This window comes from Nocardioides sp. (assembly GCF_044226765.1).
Classification (GTDB): Bacteria; Actinomycetota; Actinomycetes; order Propionibacteriales; family Nocardioidaceae; genus Nocardioides.
Window position 1 is genome coordinate 357,265 of sequence record NZ_JBGAGJ010000002.1, and the last position, 26,530, is coordinate 383,794.

Consider the following 26,530-nt stretch of genomic DNA (forward strand, 5'->3'; position numbering starts at 1 on the left):
GGTGACCGACCTCCTCGACCAGATCACTGCCGTCGTCGCCGGCCGCGGCCTCGACCTCTACCCGCACCAGGAGGAGGCGATCCTCGCCCTGCTCGCCGGGGACAACGTCGTGCTCGCGACGCCCACCGGCTCCGGCAAGTCGCTGGTGGCCGAGGCTGCCCACCGGGCCGCCCTGGCCGAGGGCCGGGTGTCGTTCTACACCGCGCCGATCAAGGCCCTGGTGAGCGAGAAGTTCTTCGCGCTGGTCGCCGAGCTCGGCGCCGCCGACGTGGGGATGCTCACCGGCGATGCCTCGGTCAACCCGGACGCCCCCGTCATCTGCTGCACCGCCGAGGTGCTGGCCAACATCGCGCTGCGGGAGGGGGCCGGCGCCGACGTCGGGCTGGTCGTCATGGACGAGTTCCACTTCTACGCCGAGCCCGACCGCGGCTGGGCCTGGCAGGTGCCGCTCCTCGAGCTGCCCCAGGCGCAGTTCCTGCTGATGTCGGCGACGCTGGGCGACGTCAGCGACCTCGCCGCCGACCTGACCCGGCGCAACGGGCGCCCGACGACGGTCGTCGCGGACGCCGTACGACCGGTGCCGCTCACCTTCTCCTGGTCGACCACGGCGCTGGCCGAGACCCTCGAGGAGCTCGTGACGACCGGTCAGGGGCCGGTCTACGTCGTGCACTTCACCCAGAAGGACGCCGTCGAGCAGGCGACCTCGCTGCTCAAGGCCGGCTGGGTGCCCAAGCCCGAGCTCGGCGACCGGCTGGACCACGTCCGCTTCGGCGCCGGGTTCGGCAAGACCCTCTCGAGGCTGCTGCGGCGCGGCATCGGCGTGCACCATGCCGGCATGCTGCCGCGCTACCGGCGCCTGGTGGAGCAGCTGGCCCAGGCCGGGCTGCTCGCCGTCATCTGCGGCACCGACACGCTCGGGGTCGGCATCAACGTGCCGATCCGCACGGTGCTCTTCAGCGGGCTCGCCAAGTTCGACGGCAGCCGGCAGCGGATCCTGCGGACCCGGGAGTTCCTGCAGATCGCCGGCCGTGCGGGCCGGGCCGGCTTCGACACCGCCGGCTACGTCGTCGTCCAGGCGCCCGAGCACGTCATCGAGAACGAGAAGGCCAAGGCGAAGGCGGAGGAGCGCCGCGCCGCGGGCCGCAAGGCGTCCAAGGCGCAGCTGAAGAAGCCCCCCGAGGGCACCGTGGTGTGGTCCGAGCAGACCTTCGACAAGCTGGTGTCCGGCACGCCGGAGCCACTGGTCTCCCGGATGCGGGTCGACAACGCGATGCTGGTCAACGTCCTCGCCCGCGAGGAGGACGCCTTCCCGGTCCTGCGGCGACTGCTCACCGACAACCACGAGGACCGGCGCCAGCAGCTGCGGCTGGCCCGGCGTGCGCTGCGACTGGGCCGCTCGCTCGTGCGCTCCGGCGTGGTGACCCGCCTCGACGAGCCGGACCGCTTCGGCCGGCGCTACGTCCTGACCGTCGACCTCCCCGCCGACTTCGCGCTCAACCAGCCACTGGCGCACTTCGCGCTCGCCGCGCTCGACGTGCTCGACCCGGACGCGCCCGAGCACACGCTGGACGTCGTGTCGGTCGTCGAGGCGGTCCTCGAGGGGCCGCGCCAGGTCCTGCTCCAGCAGCAGTTCGTCGCCCGGGGTGAGGCGGTCGCGGAGATGAAGGCCGACGGCCTGGAGTACGACGAGCGGATGGCGCTGCTGGAGGACGTGACCTGGCCGCGGCCGCTCGCCGGGCTGCTGGAGGCGACCTACGAGATCTACCGCCAGACGCATCCCTGGCTCCCCGAGGACGCCCTGCAGCCCAAGTCGGTCGTGCGGGAGATGTACGAGCAGGGGATGGGCTTCACCGACGTGATCTCGCGCTACCAGCTCGCGCGCTCCGAGGGTCTGGTGCTGCGCTACCTGACCGATGCGTACCGCACCCTGCGGCAGACGGTCCCCGAGCAGCACCGCACCCCGGAGCTGGACGACCTGGTCGAGTGGCTGGGGGAGACGATCCGCCAGACCGACTCCTCGCTCCTCGACGAGTGGGAGGCGCTGGCGGACCCGTCGCACGTCCGCTCGGACGTGGCGCACCACGAGCCGCCGCCTCCGCCCCGGCCGGTGTCGCAGCAGGCCCGCGCCTTCGCGGTGATGATCCGCAACGCGATGTTCCGCCGGGTCGAGCTCGTCGCCCGCGACGACCTGGACGCTCTGATGGCCCTGGAACGCGCCGCTGCCGACCGGACGGACCCGCCGGCCGAGGTGGTGATGACGCGCTCGCGCTGGGACGAGGCGATCGAGGCGTACTACGAGGAGCACGACCGGGTGCTGCTCGACGCCGACGCCCGGGGCCCGGCGCTGCTGTCGGTCGTGCGCGAGGGCCCGCTCTGGGCGGTGACCCAGACCGTCCACGACCCGGAGGGCCACCACGACTGGGTGGTCGAGGCCGAGGTCGACGTCGCCGCGTCCGACGAGGCCGGCGAGCTGGTGCTGCGCACCACCGCGATGCGGCGGCTGGGCGGCTGATTCTCCCGGCCGGCGCAGCGGGGAACGGTCAGAACAGGCTGCAGAAGCCCTGGGGGCAGGAGTCGAGCCACGCCTTGCCCCAGCTCCCGTTCGGCCCGAGGGACGAGATCTGCTTCTTGCCCGACCCGTCGTCGAACCAGAGCATCGACCACAACGGCTTCGAGGACTGGGCGCGGGCAGCCGCGGTGATGACCTCGGGGTTCCAGCGCCCCGTCGTCGAGTTGTAGGGCCCGGCCTCGGTGATGGTCATCCGGGTCACCAGGGCCGCCACCGCGGCGTAGCCGGTCATCGGCAGGGTGGCCGGCTGCTTCGCGGTCGCTGGGGAGCCGTAGGAGTCGATCCCGGCCAGGTCGACCCGGCTGACCGGTGGCAGCAGGCTGACCGGCTTGACGGTCCGGGGACCGGTGTCGGCATTGAAGCTGTAGGCCCACAAGACGTTGTGGACGCCGTCGACCGCAGCCCGCTCCTGCATTGCCTTCCAGACCTTGCGGAAGGTGGTCGGATCGGGCCGGCCCCACCAGAACCAGTCCCCGTTGACCTCGTGGAAGGGCCGGAAGACGACGGCGACGCCGTACTGGTCCTGGAGCTGCTTCAGCAGCGCCATCTTGGCGTCGAAGTCGACCCAGAAGGTCGAGTACTCCGGCGTGCTCGGGTCGAGCAGCGGGCCGAGGTCGTGCCACGGGTCGTCCTGGAAGCTGTTCGCGACGCCGTTGCGAGGGTTGTGAGCGTGCCACGTCGCGCTCAGCACCGCGCCCTGCTGGGCGAGCTGGCCGAGCGCGTCGAGCGGAGCGGTCGGGAACTGGTAGGTCTGGCCGTCGGCGAGCTCCTGCAGGTCGAAGCCGACCACCGACACCCGCCGTCCGCCGAGGGTGTCCAGGGGCTGACGGTAGGAGATGTTGGAGACGTTGAGCTGCTGGCCGACACCCATGACACCCGCCTTGCGCCAGCGGTCCAGGCGCGCGGCCAGGCACCGGGCGGCGGGCGTCGCCTGGTCGTCGACCAGCGGCGTGGTGGGAGCGCACGCAGACCCGGCCGGTGCGACGGTGACCGCGAACGTCGGGGAGGCCGCGCGACCGGTGGTCCGAAGGGTGATCGCCCGGTACGTGTGCACCCCGGCGGTGGCAGGGCTCAGCCGCGCGACGGCAGCGCCGCGCGAGGAGGTCACGGCGCTGGTCCGGGCGACCCACCGGCCAGCGACACGCTCCTGGACCTGTAGCCGCGTGACGGCCGCGGGCCGCAGCTGCAGCCGGACCGAGGTCGGGTCACCGGCGGTCACCGCCGCCGTCGCGGGCCGGGCGGCGAGCGTCGCGCGGGCCGCGCGCGTGCGCGCGTGCGCAGGGGTCGTCGCGGCGACGATCAGTCCCCCCGTGATCAACCCCGCCAGCACGGCCTTCGCGGCCACCCGTGGGTGCACCCCGCCATTCTAGGGCCGGACTAGGGTCGACCCCATGACCGACGTGGAGACTTCACACAACCTTGAGGCTGCCCGCTACGAGGCCCGGATCGACGGCGAGCTCGCCGGGTTCGCCCAGTACCAGCTCACCGACGAGCTCGTGGTCTTCACCCACACCGAGGTCGACGAGCGGTTCGAGGGCCGCGGTGTCGGGTCCGCGATCGCCCGGTACGCCCTCGACGACGTGCGCCGCGGCGGGTCGCGACGGGTGCTCCCGCTGTGCCCGTTCATCAAGGCCTGGATCGGCAAGCACCCCGACTACGCCGACCTCTTGTACGGCGCCCCGGCGACCACCGCGCGGGACTGACTCGTCCACAGCCCTGTGCACAGGCACCGGGTCGGCTGTGCACCTGAGGCGGCGCTCGTGCACAGGCTGTCAACAGATCGGGCCCGGGCCTGGGGGTTTCGGCGTACCGGGTTGTTCCCCGTCGGAGCGCGCACCTAGAGTCGCCCGCGAACCAGGCCACAAGTCGTCGTGTCGACATGTGGCCGCCGCACCCAGAGGAGCGTGGCATGAGCGCAGGCGGCACCATCGGCGGCGGACCCACCGGCGGCGCGGCTGCGAGCTCGATGCCACCCCTGGTCCGCACCCCCGCACCGCCCGCCGACACCCAGCCCCCCGCAGCACCCATCCCTGAAGCCGGAGACTCCGTGGCCGACCCCGTCGCCGACGCCCTGCCCTTCGAGCGACCCGCGAGCGAGACGAAGCTCGGACCGACCGGCCGACCGATGCCGGACCTTCCCGAGCCGCGACCCCTCACCGAGCACGGGCCCGCCCGGGTGATCTCGATGTGCAACCAGAAGGGCGGGGTCGGCAAGACCACCACCACGATCAACCTCGGCGCCGCGCTCGCGGAGTACGGCCGCAAGGTCCTCCTGGTCGACTTCGACCCCCAGGGCTCGCTGTCGGTGGGCCTCGGCCTGAACCCGCACGAGATGGACCAGACGGTCTACAACCTGCTGATGCAGCGCGACGTGACCCTCGAGGACGTCGTGGTGCCCAGCGGGGTGCCCGGGATGGACCTGCTGCCCTCCAACATCGACCTCTCGGCCGCCGAGGTCCAGCTGGTGCACGAGGTGGCCCGCGAGCAGACCCTGCAGCGGGTGCTCGCGCCGGCCGTCGAGCACTACGACGTCATCCTCATCGACTGCCAGCCCTCGCTCGGCCTGCTGACGGTCAACGCGCTCACGGCCAGCGACGGCGTGATCGTCCCGCTCGAGTGCGAGTACTTCGCGCTTCGCGGGGTGGCGCTGCTCAAGACGACCATCGACAAGGTGCGCGAGCGGCTCAACCCCAAGCTGGAGATCGACGGCGTGCTCGGCACCATGTACGACGGCCGGACGCTGCACAGCCGGGAGGTGATGGAGCGCCTGGTGCAGGCGTGGGGCGACCAGGTCTTCCACACCGTCATCCGGCGCACCGTGAAGTTCTCCGACTCGACGGTCGCGGGGGAGCCGATCACGACGTACGCGTCGACGTCGGCGGGTGCCGACGCCTACCGGCAGCTGGCCAAGGAGGTGCTGGCTCGTTGTCTCGACGGGTGAGCCTCCCCGCGGCCGACGACCTGTTCCGCCCCACCGCGCCGGCCGGTGACCAGTCCGGCCCCCAGCCCGGGCAGGAGCCGGACCAGCAGCCGGCGGACGAGCCGGCCGAGGACCGGTCCGGGCCGAGGCGGCCGAGCGGCCGGGTCCGGCACGACGAGAAGATGACGGTCTACGTCACCTCCGACGAGCTGCTCGACCTCGAGCACGCCCGGCTGCTGCTGCGCCGGTCGCACGGGCTCGCCGTCGACCGCGGCCGGCTGGTCCGCGAGGCGGTCGCGATGGTCCTCGCCGACTTCGAGGCGCACGGCGCGGACAGCGCGCTCGTGCGGCGGTTGACCGAGGGATGACCGCGCGACCGCAGGCCCGGGCCGACGTCGAGCCGGCCGCCGACGCGGCGCCCGGGTTCGAGGTGCGCCTGGACAACTTCGAGGGCCCGTTCGACCTGCTGCTCAGCCTGATCGCCAAGCACAAGCTGGACATCACCGAGGTGTCGCTCTCCCGGGTCACCGACGAGTTCATCGCCCACGTCAAGGCCGGTGGGGCCCTCTGGGACCTGGAGCAGACGACGTCGTTCCTGCTCGTCGCGTCCACCCTCCTCGACCTCAAGGCGGCCCGGCTGCTCCCGCAGGGGGACGTCGAGGACGAGGAGGACCTCGCGCTGCTCGAGGCCCGCGACCTGCTCTTCGCGCGGCTGTTGCAGTACAAGGCGTTCAAGCAGGTCGCCGCCGTGATCGAGCAGCGGCTGGCGACCGAGTCGCGCCGGCACCCGCGGGCGGTCGGCCTGGAGGAGCGGTACGCCGGCCTGCTGCCCGAGGTGCTGATCGGCATCGGGCTCGAGCAGTTCGCCCAGCTCGCGGCCCGGGCGATGGAGCCCAAGCCGGTCCTCGAGCTCTCGCTCCACCACATCCACGCCGCGAAGGTGAGCGTGCGGGAGCAGGCGGCCCTGGTCGTCGAGCGGCTGCGCCGACAGGGGACGATGACCTTCCGGGCCCTCTGCGGGGACTCCCCGGACCGACTGACGACGGTGGCGCGCTTCTTGTCGCTGCTCGAGCTGTTCCGCGAGGGGGCGGTCGCGTTCGACCAGGTGACGCCGCTCGGCGAGCTCACCGTGCGCTGGACCGGCGACGACGACGCCGACGTGGACGAGCTGATCACCGACGAGTTCGAGGGCGCGCCGCCCGAGGAGGCGCAGCCGGAGGGAGATCCCGATGACCCAGCAGACGTCTGAGCAGCCCGACGCCCAGGAGCAGGAGACGCTCGCGGTCCCGGTGGCCGCGCTGCGGCCCTCGCTCGAGGCGGTGCTGATGGTCGCCGACCAGCCGCTGGAGCCGGTGACGCTGGCGACCGCCGTGGGCTACCCGGTCGCCGAGGTCGTCGAGGCGCTGGAGGACCTGGCCGGCGAGTACGCCGAGCAGGAGCGGGGCTTCGAGCTGCGCCACGTGGGCGGCGGCTGGCGCTACTACACGCGCGACGAGTACGCGGCGGTGGTCGAGGGGTTCGTGCTCGACGGTCAGCAGGCCCGGCTGACCCAGGCATCGCTGGAGACGCTGGCCGTGGTCGCCTACAAGCAGCCGGTGTCGCGGGCCCGGGTGTCTGCCATCCGCGGCGTCAACGTCGACGGGGTGATGCGCACGCTCGTGACGCGCGGGCTGGTCGAGGAGTGCGGTCACGACCACGAGACCGGGGCGAACCTCTACCGCACGACCGGCTACTTCCTGGAGCGGATCGGCATCACCTCGCTCGACGAGCTGCCCGAGCTGGCGCCGTACCTGCCCGACATGGACGACCTCGAGGACGAGCTCGCCGAGATGGTGGCCGCGCCGGTCGCCAGCGAGACCGCGCCGGAGCCGAGCCACGACGACCCCCACCCCCCGTCGCCGCACGCCTCGCCCCACAGCGGGGACGGCACCGAGCCCGACGGGGGGACCGAGCCGACGTGAGCGGTCCCGAGATCGAGACCGACGAGGAGGGGCGGGTCCGGCTGCAGAAGCTGCTCGCGCAGTCGGGTGTGGCCTCTCGTCGCAAGTGCGAGGAGCTGATGCTGGGCGGGCACGTCGTCGTCGACGGCGAGGTGGTCACCCGGCTCGGGACCAAGGTGGACCCGCGGACCGCGGTGATCCGGGTCGACGGCAAGCGGCTGCCGCCGGTCTCGGAGAAGGTGTACCTGGTCCTCAACAAGCCGCGGGGCGTGGTGTCGACGATGTCGGACCCCGAGGGCCGCCGCACGCTGGGCGACCTGGTCGCGGACCGGCCCGAGCGGCTGTTCCACGTCGGCCGGCTCGACACCGACACCTCCGGCCTGATCCTGCTCACCAACGACGGCGACTTCGCGCAGCGGATGGCGCACCCCTCCTACGAGGTCGACAAGACCTACGTCGCCGAGGTGCAGGGCGAGGTCTACCCGCGGATCGTCAAGCAGCTCCTCGAGGGGGTGACCCTCGAGGACGGACCGGTGACGGTGCGCCGGGCCCGGGTGGTCGAGGCGACCGAGGCCAAGTCGATCGTCGAGCTGGTGATCCACGAGGGCCGCAACCGGATCGTGCGCCGGCTGCTCGACCACGTCGGTTACCCGGTGCGCCGGCTGACCCGCACCGCCATCGGGCCGGTGCGTCTGCGGCGGCTCCCCGTGGGGGAGATGCGCGACCTGACCCGCGACGAGCTCGGCGAGCTGCTCGAGGCGGCCAGGCTGTAGCCGCGTTCCGCCCTCCCGGCCGATCGGTCGGCGCTAGCGTGCCCTCATGAGCCTCTCCGAGGACCTGGGCTACGTGTTCCGCCGCCCCAATGCGGTGCAGCGGTCGATGCAGGCCCTCGGCTCCAGCCGCCCCGGCGCCTGGACGTTCGCCAAGATCCTGCCGCCGATCGACACCGTGGTCGAGCGGCTGACCCACGACCGGCACAGCCTGCCGAGCCTCCTGGCCGGCCTGCCGGTCCTCGACGTCACCACGACAGGTCGCAAGTCCGGGCTGCCCCGGACCGCCCACCTGATCGCAGTGCCGCACGACGGCTCGCTCGCGCTGCTCGGGACCAACTTCGGCCAGACCTCGACACCCACGTGGGTGCTCAACCTCGAGGCCGACCCGCACGCCCAGGTGCGCTACCGCGGGACGACCGTCGACGTGGTGGCGCGGCCGGTCACCGGTGCGGAGTTCGAGCAGGTGCTGGCTCGCGCCGAGTCGCTGTACGCCGGCTACCGCAAGTACCAGACCCGGATCACCGGTCGCCGGCTGCGGATCTTCGCCCTGGAGACCGTCACGGCCTGACGGCGTACCGTCGTCGCGTGCACCCAGCGCTGGCGCCGTACGTCGCCTCCGCGGTCGCCTACGACGTCGACCTCGGAGGCGCGGGCGTGCACCGCGGCCTGCCGTCCACGACCCTCACCCTCGTGCTGCCGGTCGGCGAGCCACTCGAGGTCGGCTGGTCGGGCCTCCCCGGGACCCGGGCGCGACGGTGGTCGACGGTGTCCGGGCTGCACGCCCACCCGGCCGAGATCCACCACGCGGGCCACCAGCGCGGCGTCCAGCTGGCGCTCACGCCCGCGGCCGCTCCGGCGCTCCTCGGCGTGCCCTCGGCGGCCCTGGCCGGCGAGCTCCTCGAGGTCGGCGACGTCGCCCCCGCCCTGGGCGACCTGCCCGGACGCCTCCAGGAGACGCCGTCCGAGCGATGGCTGGCGCTGGTCGAGCGCGCCCTGCTGGAGCGGCTCTCCGCGTCCGGGTGGGGCCTCGGCGCGGTCGCCCCCCGCGCGGAGGTGGGGCACGCCCTGGCCAGGCTGACCCGGGGCGCCTCGGTCGCCGCGGTGGCCACCGATGTCGGCTTCAGCCGCCGCCACCTCGCCAGCCTGGTGCGGGCGGAGGTCGGCGTCACGCCCAAGCAGGTGCAGCGCCTGGGCCGGTTCGAGGCGTCGCGGGCGCTGGTCGGTCGGCTGCCGCTGGCCGAGGTGGCCGGACGGTGCGGCTTCGCCGACCAGGCGCACCTGACCCGCGAGTGGGTCGCGCTCGCGGGCTGCCCGCCGACCACGTGGCTGCGCGAGGAGTTCCCGTTCCTCCAAGACATCGGGCCCGGGCCCGGGGAAGGCTTGCGCCCATGAGCAACGCAGCAGACATCCGACTCTGGCACACGATGTCCTTCCGGGACGCCGACGCGATGATCACGTGGCTGTCGGCCACCGGGTTCGTCGAGCACGCGACCTACCGCGACGAGTCCGACCCCTCGGTGGTGGTGCACGCCGAGTGGCTGTGGCCCGGGGGCGGCGGGATCATGTTCGGGAGCCTGCGCGCCGACGGGGTGGTCACCAACGTGGGCGGCTCGTCGGCGTACCTGGTGACCGACGAGCCCGACGAGGTCTTCCGACGGGCGGTCGAGGCCGGCGCCACCGTGGTGCAGGACATGGTCGACCAGGACTACGGTGGCCGCGGCGGCACCGTCACCGACCCGGAGGGCAACCAGTGGTCGGTCGGGAGCTACCAGCCTTCGTGAGACCGCGCCCGGCCGGCGCCCGGGCACCACTAGCCTGGGGACCGTGGCAGTCAGGGCAGTGCGAGGGGCGACCCAGCTCGACGTCGACGCGCGCGACCACATGCTCGAGCGGGTCGCCGAGATGGTCAGCGGGGTGATGGTCGCCAACGGCCTCGAGGTCGACGACTTCATCTCGGTAATCTTCACCGCGACCTCCGACCTGCACTCCGAGTTCCCGGCGTACGCCGCCCGCCGGCTCGGCTTCGGCGACGTGCCCCTCATCTGCGCCCGCGAGCTGGAGATCGAGGGCTCGATGCCGCGGGTGGTGCGGATGATGGCGCACGTCGAGACCGACCTGCCCCGCTCGGACATCACCCACGTCTACCTCCACGGCGCGGCCGCCCTGCGGCGCGACCTGACGCGGGTCCAGGCGCTCCCCGACGATGAGTGACACCCGGTCGACGCTCGTGGGACCGGTCGAGGTCGTCGGCACCGGTCTGCTGGGCACGTCGATCGGGCTCGCCTGCCGTCGGGCCGGCGTCGAGGTGCTTCTCACCGACACCTCGCCCGAGCACGTCCGGACCGCCTCCGGCCTCGGCGCCGGCCGCCCGCGCCGGCCCCAGGACCGGCCGCGCCTGGTCGTGGTCGCCGTCCCGCCCGACCACCTGGGGGCGGAGATCGTGCGGGCTCTGGAGGACACCGACGCCGTCGTGACCGACGTCGGGAGCGTGAAGACGGGTCCGCTGGCGTCGGTGACCGGCCGCCCCGGTGCCGAGCGGTACGTCGGCGGTCACCCGATGGCGGGCAGCGAGCGATCCGGGCCGCTGGCGGCCAGCGCGGCGCTGTTCGACGGCCGCCCGTGGGCCGTCACCCCCCACAGCGGTTCGGACCCCGACGCGGTCGCCCAGGTGGAGGCCCTGGTCGCGGCGTGCGGGGCCGTCGCCGTCCGGCTGACGCCGGAGGAGCACGACCGCGCCGTCGCCCGGACCTCCCACGTGCCGCACCTCCTGGCGGCCCTGGTGGCGGCCCGGCTGGCCGACGGCCCGGCGGAGCACCTGGCGCTCACCGGCCAGGGCGTGCGGGACGTGACCCGGGTTGCCGCCGGCGACCCGGCCCTCTACGGGCAGATCGTCACCGCGAACGCCGAGGCCGTCCTGGCCCTGCTCGGCGAGGTGCGCGCCCAGCTGGACTCGCTCATCGACGCCGTGGGCACCGCCGACCGGGGCGGTCTGGAGGCCGTGCTGCGCGAGGGCGTGGCCGGCACCCGTGCCATCCCCGGCAAGCACGGTGCTCCGGTGCGACCGATGCGCTCGGTCTTCGTGTCGGTGCCCGACCACCCCGGGGAGCTGGCCCGGCTGTTCGCCGACGCGGGGGAGAGCGAGGTCAACATCGAGGACGTCCACATCGACCACGACCCCGGCCGACCGGTGGGCCTGGTCGAGCTGCTGGTCGAGGAGGCCCGTGCGGAGCACCTGCTCGGGTCGCTGGAGTCCCGGGGATGGGTGACACACCGGTAGGCTGCCGCCCCGTGAGCAGCTCCGCCCCGACCCCGGTGCCCAGTCTCGTCATCGCCGTCGACGGCACGTCGGGATCCGGCAAGTCGAGCACGTCGCGCGGCGTCGCCGAGCGGCTGGGCCTGCGCTACCTCGACACCGGGGCGATGTTCCGCGCGATCACCTGGTGGATGCTGCAGCACGGTGTGGACGTGCACGACGCCGCCGCCGTCGCCGAGCGGGTGGACGAGGCGGTCATCGTGTCCGGCACGGATCCCGCGTCGCCGACGATCACCGTGGACGGCACGGACGTCGCGGTGTCCATCCGCCGCGACGACGTGAACGCGGCGGTCTCCCCGGTCAGCGCGGTGCCCGAGGTGCGCACCCGGCTGCTCCGGCTCCAGCGGGAGGTCATCGCCGCGGCGGCGACCGGCATCGTCGTCGAGGGCCGCGACATCGGCTCCGTGGTGGTCCCCGACGCCCCGGTGAAGGTCTACCTGAGCGCCGACCCGGCCGCCCGCGCCGCTCGCCGGACCGCCGAGGAGGGCAGCGCGGACGTCGAGGCGACCCGCGCGTCGCTGCTGGCCCGCGACCGGATCGACTCCGGACGAGCCACCGCGCCGCTCACCCGGGCCGACGGGGCCGTGCACATCGACACCACCGACCACACGCTGGCCGAGGTGATCGAGATGGTGGTCGCTCTCGTCGAGGACGCCGGGGCACGCACGTGACCCGGTCACCGGCGCACCTGGACCCGCCGCGCAGCGACCGGGTCACGGCCGCTCCGCGCTACCTGCTGCACCCGCTGCGCCCGATCGCGCGGTTCCTCTTCCGTCGCCGCTGGGACGTCCGGGTCCACGACGTGCACGAGGTGCCGACGACCGGCGGGGTGATCTTCGCCTCCAACCACGTCGGCGTGATCGACGGGCCGCTCCTGGCGATCTTCGCCCCGCGGCCGGTGCACGCGCTGACGAAGGTCGAGATGTTCAAGGGCTTGCTCGGCCGCTTCCTCTGGCACTCCGGCCAGATCCCGCTCGACCGCTACCACGCCGATCCCGCCGCAGTGCGCACCTGCCTGCGGGCGCTGCGCGACGGGCGCGCCGTCGGCATCTACCCCGAGGGACACCGCGGCGCCGGCGACCTCGAACGGTTCCACCGCGGGGCGGCCTACCTGGCGCTGGTGTCCGGCGCCGCCGTCGTACCCGTGACGATGTTCGGCAGCCGCGAGCCCGGAGGCACCAGCGGGTCGCTGCCGCGGCGCGGCGCGCGGATCGACCTGGTCTTCGGGGAGGTCTGGCGCACCGAGCCGGTGCCCTGGCCGCGGACGCGGGAACAAGTGGAGAAGTCCTCGTTGTTGCTGCGAGAGCACATGCTGGTCCAGCTGGACCGGGCGCGCGCGTCGACCGGGAGGGAGCTCCCAGGTCCGCTGCCGCCGACCGACGTAGACCCCGACCCCGACACCGGGGTGACCGATGAAGGAGCACCATGACCGAGCTCGAGCCTGCCGACACGGAGGCGCTCGGCCCGCTGCCCATCCTGGCCGTCGTCGGGCGGCCGAACGTCGGGAAGTCGACGCTGGTCAACCGGTTCATCGGCCGGCGTGAGGCCGTCGTCGAGGACGTGCCGGGCGTCACCAGGGACCGCGTCTCGTACGACGCGCTGTGGAACGGCCGGTCGTTCACGGTCGTCGACACCGGTGGCTGGGACCCCGACGCCCGGGGCCTGGCCGAGCGGATCGCCGGCCAGGCGGAGGTGGCGGTCGGGCTCGCGGACGCGGTCCTCTTCGTCGTCGACGCGACCGTCGGCATCACCGACGCCGACGAGGCGGTCGTGCGGATCCTGCGCAGGTCCGGCAAGCCCGTGGTGCTCGCCGCCAACAAGGTCGACGACCAGCGCACCGAGGCGGAGGCGCACGCGCTGTGGAACCTCGGGCTGGGAGAGCCCTACCCCGTCTCCGCGCTGCACGGACGCGGCTCGGGGGACCTGCTCGACGCCGTCCTGGCGGCGCTCCCGGAGCCGCCGCCGGAGCGCGAGCCCGAGGTCGGCGGACCGCGCCGGGTCGCGATCGTGGGCAAGCCGAACGTCGGCAAGTCGTCGCTGCTGAACAAGCTCGCCGGCGAGGACCGCGTCGTCGTGGACAACGTCGCCGGCACCACCGTGGACCCGGTCGACGAGCTCGTCGAGCTGGGCGGCCGGACCTGGCGGTTCATCGACACCGCCGGCATCCGCAAGCGGGTCAAGGAGGCCTCCGGCCACGAGTATTACGCCTCGCTGCGGACCTCGACGGCCATCGACCGGGCCGAGGTGGCCGTGCTGGTCGTGGACGCCGACCAGAGCATCTCCGAGCAGGACGTGCGGATCATCCAGACCGTCCGCGACGCCGGCCGCGCGCTGGTGATCGCGTTCAACAAGTGGGACCTGGTCGACGAGGAGCGCCGGCACTACCTCGAGCGGGAGATCGAGCGCGAGCTCGTGCAGGTCCAGTGGGCGCCGCGGATCAACATCACCGCTCGCACCGGCTGGCACGTCGACCGCCTGGTCCCTGCCCTGGACCGGGCCCTGGAGGGTTGGGAGACCCGGGTGTCGACCGGTGCTCTCAACGGGTTCCTCGGCCGTCTCGTGGCCGAGCACCCCCACCCGGTGCGTGGCGGGAAGCAGCCCAAGATCCTCTTCGGCACGCAGGCGACGACCGCGCCGCCGACGTTCATCCTGTTCACCAGCGGCAAGCTGGACGCGTCGTACGAGCGGTTCATCGAGCGTCGGCTGCGCGAGGAGTTCGGGTTCGTCGGCACACCGATCGTGCTCCAGCAGCGGCCTCGGGAGAAGCGCAAGCGGTAGTACCGTCGGGCCATGAGGCGTCTCCTGGTCCTCGTCGCCGCGGTCCCGCTCGGCCTCACCTCCGTCGGGTGTGCGTCCGCGACCGTCCCGGCGGTCGGGAGACCGGTGGCCGGCACCACGTGCGAGACCTTCCCGGCGGACAGCTGGTGGCACGCCGACGTCAGCCGGCTGCCGGTCCACCCCCGCAGCCGGCAGTGGCTCTCGCACATGTCGACCGGTGTCGACCTGCACCCCGACTTCGGACCGTCCTACGGTGACGGGCCCGACTACGGCATCCCGGTGACCGTCGTGGGGCCCGGGCACGCGAAGGTGCCGGTGCGTTTCGACTACGCGTCGGAGAGCGACCGGGTGCGCTACCCGCTCGGGCGCGACACCCGGATCGAGGGTGGCCGCGGATCGGCGGGGGACAAGCACGCGATCGTGGTCGACAAGGGCACCTGCCGGCTCTACGAGACGTGGAACACCCGGGTCAGCCACGGCCGCTGGGTCGCCGGCTCGGGGGCCGTCTGGTCGCTGCGGTCCAACGCGCTGCGCCCGGACGGCTGGACCTCGGCCGACGCGGCCGGCCTCCCGATCCTCCCTGGCCTGTTGCGGTGGAACGAGGTGCGGGCCCGCGACGTCGACCACGCCATCCGGTTCACCACCGACGTCACGAGCCGGCACCACCTCTGGCCCGCCCGGCACGACGCCGGGTCGCGCTCGTCGCTGGCCTACCCGCCGATGGGTGCGCGGTTCCGGCTGCGCGCCGGCTTCCCGACCACCGGCTTCTCGGCGTACGCCGTCGCGGTCATCGAGGCGATGAAGAGGTACGGCCTCGTGCTCGCCGACAACGGGTCGCCCTGGTACTTCCAGGGCGAGCAGGACGCCCGCTGGCCCGACCGTCTGGTCGAGGAGCTCAAGCGGATCCCGGCGTCGGCGTTCGTCGCCGTGGACACCTCCTCGCTGAAGGTCTCCGACGACTCGGGCCAGGTGTCGGTGCGCGCGTCTACGGTCGGTCCATGAGCGAACGCGACGATCTCCTGGACCTCCTGCACAAGCACCGCGACCTGTTCCGAGTCACCGTTCGCGGCCTGTCGGACGACGATGCCCGCTCCCGACCCACCGTCAGCGAGCTGTCGCTCGGCGGGCTGGTCAAGCATGTGGCGGAGGTGGAACGCACCTGGGCCCGCTTCGTCGTCGAGGGCCCTGCGCCCGAGCCCGACATCGACTGGGCGAACGTCGACTGGAGCAACCCACCGGAGCGGGTGAAGGCCTACCAGGACGGGTTCCGGATGCTCGGCGACGAGACGCTGGCCGGCCTCCTGGCCACGTACGACGAGGTGGCGGCCGCCACCGACGAGCTGGTCCGCACCGTCGACCTGGACGCCCGCCAGCCGCTGCCGGCAGCTCCGTGGTTCGAGCCCGGCGCCACCTGGTCCGCACGCCGGGTCTTCACCCACATCGTCGCCGAGACGGCTCAGCACGCCGGCCACGCCGACATCCTCCGCGAGACCATCGACGGTCAGAAGTCGATGGGCTGAGCCTGAGTCGTGGATCCGGTCGTCGGCTGTCCCTGGTCGAGCCGGTAGTCCTCGTCGGCACCGACGTGGATGGCCTGGAGGCCGCCGACCACCGAAGCGGGGATGAGATAGGGACGCAGGTCCCCCGTTGACGACTGCGAACGCATCGATGTCGTCCGGGTCGTACGGGCGCTGCGCGTCGCTGGACCTGGTGAGCCGCACGACCCACGTGCGTCCGGCACGGAGGTCGTCGTCTTCACCTGCACCCGCAGCAGCCTCCGGCCGGCCACCAGGTCGTAGACCGCGGGCTCCAGCGGCCAGGAGATCTCGTACCCGCACAGCGCCAGCCATCCCGCCGCCAGCAACGACCCGGCGCGGGGGAGCCGGTCGAGCCGGGGCCCCGGAACGGAGAACGGGTCCGGCCGGGTCGGAGTCCTGGACAGGTGGCCGGTGTCCAGGCCGAGCCGTGCGGCGTGCCCCGTCAACGCGGTGGTGTGCGATCGCCCGACGCCGCCACGCTCGGCCACTTCCGACGACTGGGTGGAGCGATGCACCGCTGGCGCCGCGAGCTGGCGGCACTGGCAGGCCCCGGTCGCCACCGGCCTGGCGAGGGTGTGACCGGTGCTCGGGTCGGGCTCGCGCCGTCGTACCGACCCGAGCGCCAGCCCCACCAGACCCGCCAGTCCCACCGGTCAGGCTCTTCCTGACGTTGTCGGGTGTTGCAACCCCTGACAACGTCAGGAATCCCCGGCTGACCGGGGATTCATCCACCCTCCCGGGTCGCTATCGGGCCAGGTCTGCGCCGACCACCGGCGCGTGCCGGTGACGTGTCGGTGATCGATGCCGAGCTCATCGGCGCGAGCCCGCACCGCAGTCCCAGACGTGGCGGTCAGGGCGAGGGCTCGTAGCACGCCACGCCAGGAGCGAGAAGTGGCGACGACCCGAGCGAGGCCCTGGTCGTCGTAGGCGCGTCGGCGGCCCATGGCCGCACGCTGGGTGGCAGCACCGACAGGGGGAGCGATTCCGGGGCGGGCCTCCCGGTGCGGTAGGGTTTCCCGCGGTCCGACAGGGCCACTCGGGCTGTAGCGCAGCTTGGTAGCGCACTTGACTGGGGGTCAAGGGGTCGCAGGTTCAAATCCTGTCAGCCCGACCGAGTTCCAGCAGGTCAGAGGCGGTCTTCCCGGTCCGGGGAGCCCGCCTCGACCTGTCTCCCGGGGTCTCCCGCCCGGCCCGCCCGCCAACCGTCCCGGCGGACGTGACGTTCGCCCCTGCCCGCGCCGTCGCGCTGCCGACAGGATCGGCACATGAGCACGACGACGGATCCCCGGGTCGACGGCAGCGGACGGCGGCAGCGGCTGGGTGGCCAGGACGCGCTGTGGCTGGAGATGGACACCCCGGGCAACCTGATGGTGGTCGACAGCCTCTTCTGGACCGAGGAGCCGATCGACTGGGACCGCTACCTCGACACGATGCGCGAGCGGCTGTGGGACCGCTACCCGGTGTTCCGCAGCGTCGCCGTCCGCGGCGACGACGGCGGCTGGTGGTGGGAGGAGCAGCTCGGCGCCGAGGTCGAGTCGCGCTACGAGCATGTGGTGCTGCCGGACCCGGGCGGTGAGGCCGAGCTGCAGGCCCTGGTGGCCGAGCAGCGGGTCGTGCAGCTCGATCCCGACGAGCCGCTGTGGCGCTCGTTCCTCATCGACAACTACCGGGGTGGCAGCGCGGTGCTGTTCCGCGCGCACCACGCGATCGCCGACGGCATCCGGATGGTCCAGCTGACGCTCAGCATCTTCGACGCCGATCCCGATGGCACGCCCGCCGTCCCGGTGCCCGAGGGCGTCGCCCACGAGCCCGCGGTCGAGGCCGCCGATCAGACTCCGCCGGGTGTCCTCGGGCTCGCGTCCGCAGCGGTGGGCGGGTCCGTGCAGCTGGCCCGGACGGCGGTGACGAACCCGCTCGGTGCCGCCCATACCGCCCTGTCACTGGGCGGTGCCGCCGCCGGTGCCCTCACCAGCCGGACCGCGGCCGCCCTCCCGGGGGACCTCGACACCGTCCGCAAGCTCGTGCTCGGCACGCGCAACGACAACGCGGCCTGGACCGGACACGTGGGCGACCGCAAGACGATCACCTGGACCGAGCCGCTGTCCCTGGCGGAGACCAAGCGGGTGGCGCACGCCCACGGCGCGACCGTCAACGACGTGCTCGTCACGTGCGTGGCGGACGCCCTGCGCACCTACCTCGAGACCCAGGGCACGGTGTGCCACAGCGTCACCTGGGACGTCCCGGTCAACCTCCAGCCCTTCGACCCCGACCTGCCGATCGTCCTCGGCAACGGCTTCGCGCTCGTGCAGCTGGAGCTCCCGACGCATACCCACGAGATCGAGGACACCCTCCGGGTGGTACAGGACCGGATGGGCCGCATCAAGCGCGGCCACGAGGCCGTCGTGGACTTCGGCATCCAGGCCCTCATCGCCCGGATGAGCAAGGGGCTCTACCGAGCGGCGATCGACCTGCTCGCGAACCGGGCGGTCGGCGTGCTCACCAACGTCCCCGGACCTCAGGTCCCGCTCTACGCCGCCGGCCAGCGGGTCGTGGCGATGATGGGCTGGGCGCCCACCGCTGCCGACCAGGCGATGAGCATGACGATCTACAGCTACGACGGCAAGGTGTTCGTCGGGCTGGCCGCCGACGCCGGCCTGGTGCCCGACGCCGAGTCGGTCATGAGCGGCTTCGTCGCGGCGTTCGAGCGACTCTCCGCCAGCGCCTGATCAGGCAGGTCCGATCAGGCAGGTCCGATCAGGCAGGTCCGATCAGGCAGGGTCGATTAGGCAGGGTGCGCGGCGAGGTGGTCGCGCACCTGCGCCTGGATGCCGGGCGCCTCCGGTCCGATCCATGCGGACAGGTGCGTGCCGACGTCGACGGTCACCAGGCGAGCGTCCGGCAGGTGCTCGTGGGCGTGGAGGCTCTGGTCGTAGCCCACGTCGGCGTCGGTGCGCGCGTGGACGAGCAGGACCGGCGCCCGGACGTCGGCCAGCGGCAGGTCGAGCGCGGCGTACTGGTGGATGTCGTTGGTGAAGCCGTGCCGTCGCGGTCCCGTGATCGTGTCGAAGAGCTCGAGCGCGAACGACCGCTGCTCGTCGTCGGCCAGGATCTCGGCCGCGAGCTCCTTGGCCTGGGCGCGGGACAGGTCGCCCTCCTCGCCGAGGAGACCCTTCACGGTCGTGGCCGGCGCGTGGTCGGCGACCTTGCCGGTGAGCCAGCGGCCGAATCGGTTCATCAGCAGCTTCTCCTCGGCCAGTCCCACCCGCCGGCGCAGGTCGGGGCGGAAGGAGGTGCTCACGGCGGCCAGTGCCACCACCGACGTGACCCGGTCGGGGTGCCGGGCGGCGAGCGAGTACGACGACGGCCCGCCGCCCGACCAGCAGACGACGCCGAACCGGTCGATGTCCAGGGCGTCCATCAGCGCGATCTCCAGGCCGGCCTGCTGCTCGGGCGTGCGGTTGTCCTCCATCAGCGGCGTCGCGCGGAAGCCGGGACGGGAGAGCGCCACGACCCGGTGCCGGTCGGTGAGGAACCGGGTCATCAGCGCGCCCTGGTCGCACCCGCCGGGCGAGCCGTGGACGAACAGCACCGGGGGTCCCGCACCGACGTCGACGTGCTCGACGGTGCCGGCGGCGGTGGGGGTCAGGATCGGGTCCGGAGCGGTCATGGCACGTCCTCCTCGTGGTCGGCCGGTCGTCCCCGAGGAGCCGGTCGAGGGTGTGGGTCCGAGTCTGACCCACGCAATCGGTGACAGGCGTCACCCGACGCGCTACCGTCTGCACAAGAACGTGTTCTACTTCTGCCGAGGGAGACCCATGAAGACTCGCGCCGCCATCCTGTGGGAGCCGCACACCGACTGGAGCGTGGAGGACATCGAGCTGGACCCGCCCAAGAAGGGCGAGATCCTGGTCAAGCTCGCGGCCTCCGGTCTCTGCCACTCCGACGAGCACCTGGTGACCGGCGACATGGTCCTCGACCCCGAGCTCGCCGAGGCCTTCGGGCTCAAGCAGTTCCCGATCATCGGAGGCCACGAGGGCGCCGGCGTGGTCCAGGAGGTGGGCCCGGACACGGCCGGCTTCGAGGTCGGCGACCACGTCGTCTTCAGCTTCATCCCGTCCTGCGGCAAGTGCCCCTCCTGCTCCACCGGGCACCAGCACCTGTGCGACCTCGGCGCCTTCCTGCTCAGCGGCCTGCAGCTCAGCGACTTCTCCTACCGCCACCACGCCAAGGACGGTCGCGACCTCGGCATCATGGTCGGGCTCGGCACGTTCTCGCCCTACACCGTCGTCAACGTCGACAGCGCCGTGAAGATCCGCCCGGACGTCCCGCTCGAGCGCGCCGCGCTGGTCGGCTGCGGCGTCACCACCGGCTGGGGCTCGGCGACCTACGCCGCGGACGTGCAGTCCGGCGAGACGGTCGCCGTGATGGGCCTCGGCGGCATCGGCATGAGCGCCGTCCAGGGCGCCGCGATGGCCGGGGCGCGGTTCGTCGTCGCCGTCGACCCGGTCGACTGGAAGCGCGAGAAGGCGCTGACGCTGGGCGCGACGCACACCGCGGCGTCCATGGCCGACGCGCAGGCCGTGATCAGCGAGCTGACCGCCGGCATGATGGCCGACAAGGCGATCCTGGCCGTCGGACTCGCCGAGGGGGAGCTGATCGCTCCGATGATGAGCCTGGTGAAGAAGGCCGGCCGCGGCGTCGTCACGTCGGTGGCGAACATGATGGCCGACGACGTGAAGCTCAACCTCTTCGAGATGTCGATGATGCGCAAGGAGCTGGTCGGCTGCATCTTCGGCAACGCCAACCCGCGCTACGACATCCCGCGCCTGCTCGACCTCTACATGGACGGCAAGCTCAAGCTCGACGAGATGGTGACCACCGAGTACACCCTCGACGAGATCAACCAGGGCTACCAGGACATGCGCGACGGCAAGAACATCCGCGGCGTCATCCGCTACGAGTGACCTAGCGCCCCCGGGAAGGGGGCCGTGCGGCACTGACCGGAGACCCCCCTCCGGTCCGACGCTGGGTGCATGGACGCCGAGGTCTGGCGTGCAGCGGGAGAGTCGCTGGCGATCGGGCTGCTCGTCGGCGCCGAGCGTGAGCGCTCGAAGGCGGAGGCGGGCAGTGCCGGTGTGCGCACGTTCGCGATCGTCGGGCTGCTGGGCTGTGTCGCGTCGCTGCTCGGCGCCGCCCTGGGCGCCCTGCTGCTCGCGGGTGTGGCCACGCTGGTCGCCATCTCCTACGTCGACTCGCGGCGCACCGACCCGGGCGTCACCAGCGAGGTCGCGCTGCTGGCGACGTTCGCGCTGGGCGCGCTGACCCGCAGCCAGCCGGCGTTCGCCGCCGGTGCGGCGGTGGCGATGACCGTCGTCCTGGTGTCGAAGGACACGCTGCACCACTTCGTCCGCGACACGATCACCGACCTCGAGCGCACTGACGCGCTGCGGTTCTTCGTGGCGGCGTTCATCGTGCTGCCGCTGCTGCCGTCGGGGTCGGTCGGCCCGTACGGCGTCCTGGTGCCGCAGCGGATCTGGTTGCTGGTCGTGCTGATCTGCGCGATCGGGTGGGTGGGGTACGCCGCGACGCGGGCACTCGGCGCGAGCCGCGGGCTGCTGGTGGCCGGACTGGCCGGGGGGTTCGTGTCCGGCACCGCCACGATCGGTGCGATGGGGCTGCGCGTGCGCCGGTCCGACGCACCCGTGCCGGCCGCCCTCGGCGGTGCACTGACGGCGAGCGTCGCCACGCTCGTCGAGGTCGGGGTGCTGACCACGATCGCCGACACCGACGTCGCCGTCCGTCTGTACCCGGCGCTGGCGGCCGGGATCGCGGTGCTCGTGCTGGAGGCGCTGGCGCTCGGTCGTCGAGCGGGGACGACCGGGCCGGACGCCGAGATCGGCCGCCCGTTCGCGCTCCTCCCCGCGGTCGTGATCGCCGGCGTGATCTCGGGCGTCCTGCTCCTGGCGACCTGGCTCGACCACCGGTACGGCGCCTCGGGGGCGACCCTGGCTGCGGCCATCGGGAGCCTGGCCGACACCCATGCCTCCGCCGTCGCCGTCGCCACGCTCGCGCACCGGGGTGAGCTCGCCGTGTCGACGGCCGTCGTCGCGGTCGGCATCGGGCTGGCCACGAACACGGTGAGCAAGCTCGTCGCGGCGCTGGCGGGTGGCGGGCTCCGCTTCGGCGTCGCCACGCTGCTCTGGCACCTGCCGGCCGTCGCGGTGGTGGCGCTCGGGATCCTCCTCCTCAGCTGACCCAGTCGGCCCTCCGCAGCCACCGCAGCGCCCAGGCGCCGTACACGTCCGGGCCGTACGAGGTCGCGATCCGCTGGGTGACGGCGATCGCGAACGCCGGCCCGCTCGGGACGCCCACGGCGACGAGCCCAGCGGTGAGGGCGGCCTCGGCGACGCCGACGTTGCCCGGCACGGGAATGAGGGCCGAGAAGAGTGCGGCCGCGGCGACCACGAACACGCAGTCGGCGAAGCCCGGACCCGGGTAGAGCCCCTGCACCATGAGGGTGAGGCAGAGTCCGGTGATCAGCAGCGAGACCAGGTTGCTGCCGAACATGAGCAGCGCGCGGGTGGGGCTCGCGGTGACGATGCGCAGGGAGGCCCACTGGGCGCGCCCCGCCTCGACGACCTTGGCGCGCAGCGGCCGGACGAGCACCAGGACCAGGACCGAGACGACGAGCACGACGACCAGCAGCAGGGCGAGCTGGTCGAGGTCGTCGGGTCCGCTGAGGGAGACGCTCGGGACCCGGTTGACGAAGATCAGCCCGAGCACCACCACGATGGCGTTGCACACCGACGCTGCGAAGGCGTCGAGGGCCGCGGCGCTCACGGCGACGGTGGGCGGCTCGCCGAACCGGCGGAGGAACGAGGTGGTCAGGGCGACGCGCCCGACCGTCGCGGAGATCGCCAGGCCGACGGTCTTCACGGCGTACTGGATCTGCACCAGCGGCCACAGCGGCAGCCGGCTCGGGACCGCCGACATCGTCGAGACCGAGTCGGCGACCGACGTCGCCTGGGCCACGACCAGGCCGGCGGCGACCCAGCCCCAGGCGGCGTTCTGCCAGGTGTTCACCACCGTGTTCCAGTCGATGCCCACCAGGGTCGACAGCAGGGCGTACGCCGCGAACAGGATGAGTCCGGTCTGCAGCAGGTCGCGCAGCTTGACCCGGACGATCGGTGCGGGCGCCGGCGGCTCGACCCCGGTGCGTTCGGTGATGACGGCGACCAGCGCGGGCAGCGCCGCCTTCACCCCGTCCGTGGCCCGCAGCGAGCGAGGGAGAGCGGCTCGCTGCAGGTAGGGCAGGGATGCCGCGACAGCGTCGGCGCCCAGGCCCGCGATGGCGGCACCTGCCGCCCGCTCCGGGCCGACCAGGAGGGCCTGCGCGGTCAGCTGCGTGGCGACCTCACGGCCCTTGTCGGCCACCGACGCGGCGACCCGTCCCTCGGCGAAGTCGGAGATCACCACGGCCCCGTCGGCCGCCTGGCCGACGCGCTCCAGGGTGAGCCGGGTGTGGGCGAGACCGGCCCGGTGGAGCCGCCGGACGGCGGCCCAGACCGCGTCGAGTGTCGCGTCGTCGAGGTCGTCACGCTCCGCGAGCGGGGGTGGCGGCGCGGTGAGGGCGAGCACGGCGTCGCCCTGGTCCGCTCCGGCCGCGACGACCTCGGGCACGGCGACGCCGGCCTTGCCGGCCAGCAGCGTCACGAGCGCCTCGTGCTCGACCAGCTGGAGCCGCGTGGCGTCCGGTGCCGACTGGTCGCGGTAGGCCAGCGACCGCCCCCATCGGGCGGCTCGGTGCGCATCGCTCGCGTCCCGTCCGTAGATCTTCACGACCAGCGGGCCGAGCGTCGGCGACACCGCGGTCAGCTCGCGCACCCCCCATGGCTGGTGCTCGGCGAACTCCAGGTGGTCTGCCTCGACCCCGAGCTCGTCGAGGGCGCGGGCCACCTGGGCGAGGTCGGGGTAGCCGGCGGGGGAGCCGAAGACCACCAGCGCGATCCCGGCGGCGGCCAGACCGACGCCGAGGGCGCCGGCCACGTCGGTCGGGCCGCCGATGCCGATCATCCAGGCGGCCAGGCACTGGATGACCACGATGGTCATGCTCAGCCGCCGGTAGGCCAGCACCAGCCACGGGCGCAGCACGAGCAGCACGGCGGCCGACACGGCGATCCGGACGACGGGGAAGGTCGACTCGCTCGCGCCGTACGCCGGCGCGGGGTCGAGGTCCGGCCAGCCCTCACCAGCCAGGAACGACGCGACGAGCACGCCGGCGATCGCGACCGCTGCGGCGAGGAGGAGGGTGAGGGGCAGGCGACCCCGGCGCGTGAAGGTCAGCAGGGTCAGCACCGCCGCGGCCGCGGCATACACGAAGCCGAGGAAGTAGGCCGCCTCGAAGACGCCGACCAGCCACCGCGGCAGGTCGTCCGCGAGGTGGCGCACCGCGGCGTCGAGGTCGCCGGCGCCGGTGGCGACCTCGCGGGTGCTGACCGCGACGACGAGTACGCCGAGGACGCCGATGGCGAGGTCGACCGGCCGGCGGGAGAAGCCGCCGCCCTGGACGAAGAACCGGCGCGTGCGCCGGTCCGCGTCGCTCACGCCGCGCCCTCGGGCGCCTCGGTGGGAAGGTCCCGGCGGTGCCCGCAGCCCTCCAGCCAGCCGACGAGGACCCGGTGCAGGGCGTCGGCGCCGATGACCATGTCGGTCGGCATCGGGAGGTCGACGGGGTGGACGACCATGCCACGGTCCTGCCAGCCGCCGAGCCCGCCGTGGCACGCGACGAGCCCCTCGAACGCCGCGACCTCGTCGAGGTCGTCGACCAGGCTGTTGACGTAGACGTCCGGCGCCTCGGCCATCGTGGCTGCGCGCAGGACGAACTCCGGGGCGTGCTCGCCGTACGGCGCCAGCGGGTCGACCCCGACGACGACCCGGTCGCGGACCCGGTGCTCGCCGTCGGCGCCGTAGGCGACCGGACCGTGCTCGACCGTGTCCACGACGACGAAGCCGACGCCCGGGTGCGCGACGAGCCCGGGGAGCAGCGCGGGGAAGCGCTGGTCGAGCTCGGTCCGGGTCAGCCGGTGGTCCTGGCCCGCGACGTAGACGAGGCCCAGGTTGCCCGAGCCGAAGACGACGAATCGCTCCTCGTCGGGCCGGGCGCTCTCCGCCTCGAGGGAGTCCTCGGTGATCCGGTCGGACGCCCGGCCGAATGCCCGGCCCACCACCGAGTCCTGGTCGGCGCTGCCGGCCATCATCGAGTTCAGCGAGCCGCTCGCCTCGTTGTTGTCCACCGCGCCGAGCGCCGGCGCGTCGGCGAGCCGGGAGACGAGCGTCGCCAGGTCCTCGCCGTAGCGGTCCACGAAGATCGCGCCCTGGGACTGGCCGTGGTCGGAGAGCACGACCAGGTGGTACCTGCGCGGCGCGACCGCGGCGATCGCCTCGAGCTGGGCGAGCACCGCGTCGATGCCCGCCAGGGCGTCGAGCGACTCGGGCTGCAGGATGCCGCAGTGGTGGGCGACCGCGTCGTAGTCGACGTAGTCCACGTAGATGCTGCGGCGGCCCTTGAGCATCGCGTCCGCGACCAGGGTGGTGTTGAGGTCGCGGACGACGCCGGTCAGGGCGGCGCGCTCCATCGTGAAGCCCCAGCCCCGGTGCACGCGCGGCCGGATGTCGCGCCGGATCGCCCGGCGGGCTTGGAACCGCTCCCGGACGATCTCGCTCAGGGCACGCGTCATGCTGCGCGCGAAGCCCGCGGGCCGTCCGAGGAACTCCGAGATCGTGCGCCGCGACTCGCGGGTCTCCTGGCTGCGGCCGACCGCGCTCATCGTGACGTACGCCGTGGGCGCGTCGCCGGTGAACAGGTTGCTCACCGAGACCCCGTCGTCGACCAGGAGCCCGCGGCCGTCGGAGTGCATCGCCTCGATCGCTGCCGCGTCGCCGGGCCGGTTGGCGACGTAGACCTTGCCGGTCGGCCGGTCGACCCAGCGGAACGCCGGGATGCCGTCGATGGTGCCGTGCAGGATGCCCATCTGGCTGGCCGGCGTCGTCGCGGGCAGCTTGGGCCGCCACTCGACCGCCCGGTGGGACCCGTCGCGGATCCAGCGTGACAGGGTCGGCAGTGTCCCCGCTCGGACGCACCAGTCCAGGACGGGGTAGGGGACCCCGTCGGCCTGGACGAAGACGATGCCGGGCACGTCGGGGTCGGGGATGCTCGCCTGCTTGCGCCGCGCGCGGCGCAGGAGCGTGGCGGTCACCGCGTCGTCGGTGCCCGCGGTGCCGACCCAGACGAACAACGTGGAGGTGATCGCGACGATCCAGGAGGCGAGCACGGCCGTCACCAGGTCGGCGGCGGACAGCCCGTACGGCGCGTAGAAGACCACCCACACCGCGACCGCCTGCCCCAGCAGGCCGAGCAGGATCGCACCCACCCAGCCCAGCAGGACCGCCGCCTCGACGAGGAAGACGCGGAGCACGGCCCCGATGACCGCGACCAGGATCGCGGCGAGGAACGCCTGGGCGACGCTGGTGACCTGGAAGTCCGGGAGCAGCCAGGAGGTCAGCAGGAAGCCGACGGTGGCGCCCAGGAGCCCGAGGAAGGCGCGCCCGACGTCGCCTCGCCGCAACCGCCGACGGTGGCGCGTGCCGTCCGGGGTCCCGACCATGGCGGCGACGCTAGTGGTCCGGGCCTGCCCGGCGT

25 protein-coding genes and 1 tRNA gene are annotated in these 26,530 nt (G+C 73.1%); 21 read left to right on the forward strand and 5 right to left on the reverse strand.

Annotated elements, in window-relative coordinates; all coding sequences use genetic code 11:
* Nucleotide 1: 1 nt before the first annotated feature.
* Nucleotides 2-2,512, forward strand: a complete 2,511-nt coding sequence (locus ACILRH_RS06530; protein ID WP_395691722.1) for a DEAD/DEAH box helicase — start codon at nt 2-4, stop codon at nt 2,510-2,512.
* 28 nt (nt 2,513-2,540) lie between these two features.
* Here ACILRH_RS06530 and ACILRH_RS06535 read toward each other — a convergent pair whose 3' ends face one another.
* Nucleotides 2,541-3,926, reverse strand: coding sequence for a glycoside hydrolase family 26 protein (locus ACILRH_RS06535; RefSeq protein ID WP_395691724.1), 1,386 nt, complete (start codon nt 3,924-3,926; stop codon nt 2,541-2,543).
* A 34-nt stretch (nt 3,927-3,960) separates the two neighbouring features.
* Here ACILRH_RS06535 and ACILRH_RS06540 point away from each other — a divergent pair, with 34 nt between their 5' ends.
* From ACILRH_RS06540 to ACILRH_RS06615, 16 genes are all read left to right on the forward strand, one after another.
* Nucleotides 3,961-4,272: a GNAT family N-acetyltransferase gene (locus ACILRH_RS06540; protein WP_395691726.1), complete on the forward strand. Its 312-nt coding sequence runs from the start codon at nt 3,961-3,963 to the stop codon at nt 4,270-4,272.
* Between the two features lie 422 nt (nt 4,273-4,694).
* The gene (locus ACILRH_RS06545) at nt 4,695-5,510 is read left to right on the forward strand and encodes a ParA family protein (RefSeq protein ID WP_395692085.1); all 816 of its coding nucleotides are present in this window, start codon (nt 4,695-4,697) and stop codon (nt 5,508-5,510) included.
* Nucleotides 5,507-5,857 carry a hypothetical protein gene (locus tag ACILRH_RS06550; RefSeq protein ID WP_395691727.1) on the forward strand — a complete coding sequence of 117 codons (351 nt, stop codon included), beginning with the start codon at nt 5,507-5,509 and terminating at the stop codon, nt 5,855-5,857. Before ACILRH_RS06545 ends, ACILRH_RS06550 begins: the two co-directional genes overlap by 4 nt.
* Nucleotides 5,854-6,738, forward strand: coding sequence for a segregation and condensation protein A (locus tag ACILRH_RS06555; RefSeq protein WP_395691729.1), 885 nt, complete (start codon nt 5,854-5,856; stop codon nt 6,736-6,738). The genes ACILRH_RS06550 and ACILRH_RS06555 overlap by 4 nt, the downstream gene beginning before the upstream one ends.
* Complete coding sequence (scpB, locus tag ACILRH_RS06560; protein WP_395691730.1) at nt 6,719-7,450, forward strand: SMC-Scp complex subunit ScpB; 732 nt, start codon at nt 6,719-6,721, stop codon at nt 7,448-7,450. The genes ACILRH_RS06555 and scpB overlap by 20 nt, the downstream gene beginning before the upstream one ends.
* Entirely contained in the window at nt 7,447-8,202 is a 756-nt protein-coding gene (locus tag ACILRH_RS06565; protein WP_395691732.1) for a pseudouridine synthase, read from the forward strand. Before scpB ends, ACILRH_RS06565 begins: the two co-directional genes overlap by 4 nt.
* A 46-nt stretch (nt 8,203-8,248) precedes the next feature.
* Nucleotides 8,249-8,770: a nitroreductase family deazaflavin-dependent oxidoreductase gene (locus ACILRH_RS06570; protein ID WP_395691734.1), complete on the forward strand. Its 522-nt coding sequence runs from the start codon at nt 8,249-8,251 to the stop codon at nt 8,768-8,770.
* 17 nt (nt 8,771-8,787) lie between these two features.
* Nucleotides 8,788-9,594 (forward strand): helix-turn-helix domain-containing protein, encoded by an 807-nt coding sequence (locus ACILRH_RS06575; protein WP_395691735.1) that lies wholly within the window; start codon nt 8,788-8,790, stop codon nt 9,592-9,594.
* On the forward strand, nt 9,591-9,983 hold the full coding sequence (locus ACILRH_RS06580) for a VOC family protein (RefSeq protein ID WP_395691737.1): 393 nt from the start codon (nt 9,591-9,593) through the stop codon (nt 9,981-9,983). The genes ACILRH_RS06575 and ACILRH_RS06580 overlap by 4 nt, the downstream gene beginning before the upstream one ends.
* Nucleotides 9,984-10,026: 43 nt before the next feature.
* On the forward strand, nt 10,027-10,413 hold the full coding sequence (gene aroH, locus ACILRH_RS06585) for a chorismate mutase (protein WP_395691739.1): 387 nt from the start codon (nt 10,027-10,029) through the stop codon (nt 10,411-10,413).
* Nucleotides 10,406-11,479 (forward strand): prephenate dehydrogenase, encoded by a 1,074-nt coding sequence (locus ACILRH_RS06590; RefSeq protein ID WP_395691740.1) that lies wholly within the window; start codon nt 10,406-10,408, stop codon nt 11,477-11,479. Before aroH ends, ACILRH_RS06590 begins: the two co-directional genes overlap by 8 nt.
* A complete protein-coding gene (cmk, locus tag ACILRH_RS06595) occupies nt 11,461-12,186 on the forward strand; it encodes a (d)CMP kinase (protein WP_395691742.1) in 726 nt (241 codons plus the stop codon). The genes ACILRH_RS06590 and cmk overlap by 19 nt, the downstream gene beginning before the upstream one ends.
* Entirely contained in the window at nt 12,183-12,944 is a 762-nt protein-coding gene (locus ACILRH_RS06600) for a lysophospholipid acyltransferase family protein (protein WP_395691744.1), read from the forward strand. The genes cmk and ACILRH_RS06600 overlap by 4 nt, the downstream gene beginning before the upstream one ends.
* Nucleotides 12,941-14,293: a ribosome biogenesis GTPase Der gene (gene der / locus ACILRH_RS06605; protein ID WP_395691746.1), complete on the forward strand. Its 1,353-nt coding sequence runs from the start codon at nt 12,941-12,943 to the stop codon at nt 14,291-14,293. Before ACILRH_RS06600 ends, der begins: the two co-directional genes overlap by 4 nt.
* Before the next feature lie 12 nt (nt 14,294-14,305).
* Nucleotides 14,306-15,295 carry a hypothetical protein gene (locus ACILRH_RS06610; RefSeq protein ID WP_395691748.1) on the forward strand — a complete coding sequence of 330 codons (990 nt, stop codon included), beginning with the start codon at nt 14,306-14,308 and terminating at the stop codon, nt 15,293-15,295.
* Nucleotides 15,292-15,813: a DinB family protein gene (locus ACILRH_RS06615; protein ID WP_395691749.1), complete on the forward strand. Its 522-nt coding sequence runs from the start codon at nt 15,292-15,294 to the stop codon at nt 15,811-15,813. Before ACILRH_RS06610 ends, ACILRH_RS06615 begins: the two co-directional genes overlap by 4 nt.
* Here the strand turns inward: ACILRH_RS06615 and ACILRH_RS06620 are convergent.
* Entirely contained in the window at nt 15,795-16,481 is a 687-nt protein-coding gene (locus ACILRH_RS06620) for a hypothetical protein (RefSeq protein ID WP_395691751.1), read from the reverse strand. The genes ACILRH_RS06615 and ACILRH_RS06620 overlap by 19 nt on opposite strands.
* Before the next feature lie 387 nt (nt 16,482-16,868).
* On the opposite strand from ACILRH_RS06620, the gene ACILRH_RS06625 reads away from it, so the two are divergent.
* Nucleotides 16,869-16,942, forward strand: a tRNA-Pro gene (locus ACILRH_RS06625).
* Nucleotides 16,943-17,096: 154 nt separating this feature from the next.
* Nucleotides 17,097-18,557, forward strand: a complete 1,461-nt coding sequence (locus ACILRH_RS06630) for a WS/DGAT domain-containing protein (protein ID WP_395691753.1) — start codon at nt 17,097-17,099, stop codon at nt 18,555-18,557.
* Between the two features lie 56 nt (nt 18,558-18,613).
* Here ACILRH_RS06630 and ACILRH_RS06635 read toward each other — a convergent pair whose 3' ends face one another.
* Nucleotides 18,614-19,498 carry an alpha/beta fold hydrolase gene (locus tag ACILRH_RS06635; protein WP_395691754.1) on the reverse strand — a complete coding sequence of 295 codons (885 nt, stop codon included), beginning with the start codon at nt 19,496-19,498 and terminating at the stop codon, nt 18,614-18,616.
* Nucleotides 19,499-19,646: 148 nt separating this feature from the next.
* Here ACILRH_RS06635 and ACILRH_RS06640 point away from each other — a divergent pair, with 148 nt between their 5' ends.
* On the forward strand, nt 19,647-20,795 hold the full coding sequence (locus tag ACILRH_RS06640) for an NDMA-dependent alcohol dehydrogenase (protein WP_395691756.1): 1,149 nt from the start codon (nt 19,647-19,649) through the stop codon (nt 20,793-20,795).
* A 69-nt stretch (nt 20,796-20,864) separates the two neighbouring features.
* Nucleotides 20,865-22,085, forward strand: a complete 1,221-nt coding sequence (locus ACILRH_RS06645; protein ID WP_395691758.1) for an MgtC/SapB family protein — start codon at nt 20,865-20,867, stop codon at nt 22,083-22,085.
* Here ACILRH_RS06645 and ACILRH_RS06650 read toward each other — a convergent pair.
* Together ACILRH_RS06650 and ACILRH_RS06655 are read right to left on the reverse strand one after the other, a co-directional pair.
* A complete protein-coding gene (locus ACILRH_RS06650; RefSeq protein ID WP_395691759.1) occupies nt 22,078-24,435 on the reverse strand; it encodes a lysylphosphatidylglycerol synthase domain-containing protein in 2,358 nt (785 codons plus the stop codon). The two genes, ACILRH_RS06645 and ACILRH_RS06650, sit on opposite strands and share 8 nt — an antisense overlap.
* Complete coding sequence (locus tag ACILRH_RS06655) at nt 24,432-26,495, reverse strand: phage holin family protein (RefSeq protein WP_395691761.1); 2,064 nt, start codon at nt 26,493-26,495, stop codon at nt 24,432-24,434. Before ACILRH_RS06655 ends, ACILRH_RS06650 begins: the two co-directional genes overlap by 4 nt.
* Nucleotides 26,496-26,530 lie beyond the last annotated feature (35 nt).

Bases quoted from the DNA above. Each gene is read 5' to 3' on its own strand.
- ACILRH_RS06580 (WP_395691737.1), top strand. From the start codon at position 9,591: ATGAGCAACGCAGCAGACATCCGACTCTGGCACACGATGTCCTTCCGG.
- ACILRH_RS06635 (WP_395691754.1), bottom strand. From the start codon at position 19,498: ATGACCGCTCCGGACCCGATCCTGACCCCCACCGCCGCCGGCACCGTC.
- cmk (WP_395691742.1), top strand. From the start codon at position 11,461: ATGGGTGACACACCGGTAGGCTGCCGCCCCGTGAGCAGCTCCGCCCCG.
- ACILRH_RS06610 (WP_395691748.1), top strand. From the start codon at position 14,306: ATGAGGCGTCTCCTGGTCCTCGTCGCCGCGGTCCCGCTCGGCCTCACC.
- ACILRH_RS06570 (WP_395691734.1), top strand. From the start codon at position 8,249: ATGAGCCTCTCCGAGGACCTGGGCTACGTGTTCCGCCGCCCCAATGCG.
- ACILRH_RS06630 (WP_395691753.1), top strand. From the start codon at position 17,097: ATGAGCACGACGACGGATCCCCGGGTCGACGGCAGCGGACGGCGGCAG.
- der (WP_395691746.1), top strand. From the start codon at position 12,941: ATGACCGAGCTCGAGCCTGCCGACACGGAGGCGCTCGGCCCGCTGCCC.
- ACILRH_RS06540 (WP_395691726.1), top strand. From the start codon at position 3,961: ATGACCGACGTGGAGACTTCACACAACCTTGAGGCTGCCCGCTACGAG.
- ACILRH_RS06645 (WP_395691758.1), top strand. From the start codon at position 20,865: ATGGACGCCGAGGTCTGGCGTGCAGCGGGAGAGTCGCTGGCGATCGGG.
- scpB (WP_395691730.1), top strand. From the start codon at position 6,719: ATGACCCAGCAGACGTCTGAGCAGCCCGACGCCCAGGAGCAGGAGACG.
- ACILRH_RS06655 (WP_395691761.1), bottom strand. From the start codon at position 26,495: ATGGTCGGGACCCCGGACGGCACGCGCCACCGTCGGCGGTTGCGGCGA.
- ACILRH_RS06615 (WP_395691749.1), top strand. From the start codon at position 15,292: ATGAGCGAACGCGACGATCTCCTGGACCTCCTGCACAAGCACCGCGAC.
- ACILRH_RS06640 (WP_395691756.1), top strand. From the start codon at position 19,647: ATGAAGACTCGCGCCGCCATCCTGTGGGAGCCGCACACCGACTGGAGC.
- ACILRH_RS06590 (WP_395691740.1), top strand. From the start codon at position 10,406: ATGAGTGACACCCGGTCGACGCTCGTGGGACCGGTCGAGGTCGTCGGC.
- ACILRH_RS06545 (WP_395692085.1), top strand. From the start codon at position 4,695: ATGCCGGACCTTCCCGAGCCGCGACCCCTCACCGAGCACGGGCCCGCC.
- ACILRH_RS06555 (WP_395691729.1), top strand. From the start codon at position 5,854: ATGACCGCGCGACCGCAGGCCCGGGCCGACGTCGAGCCGGCCGCCGAC.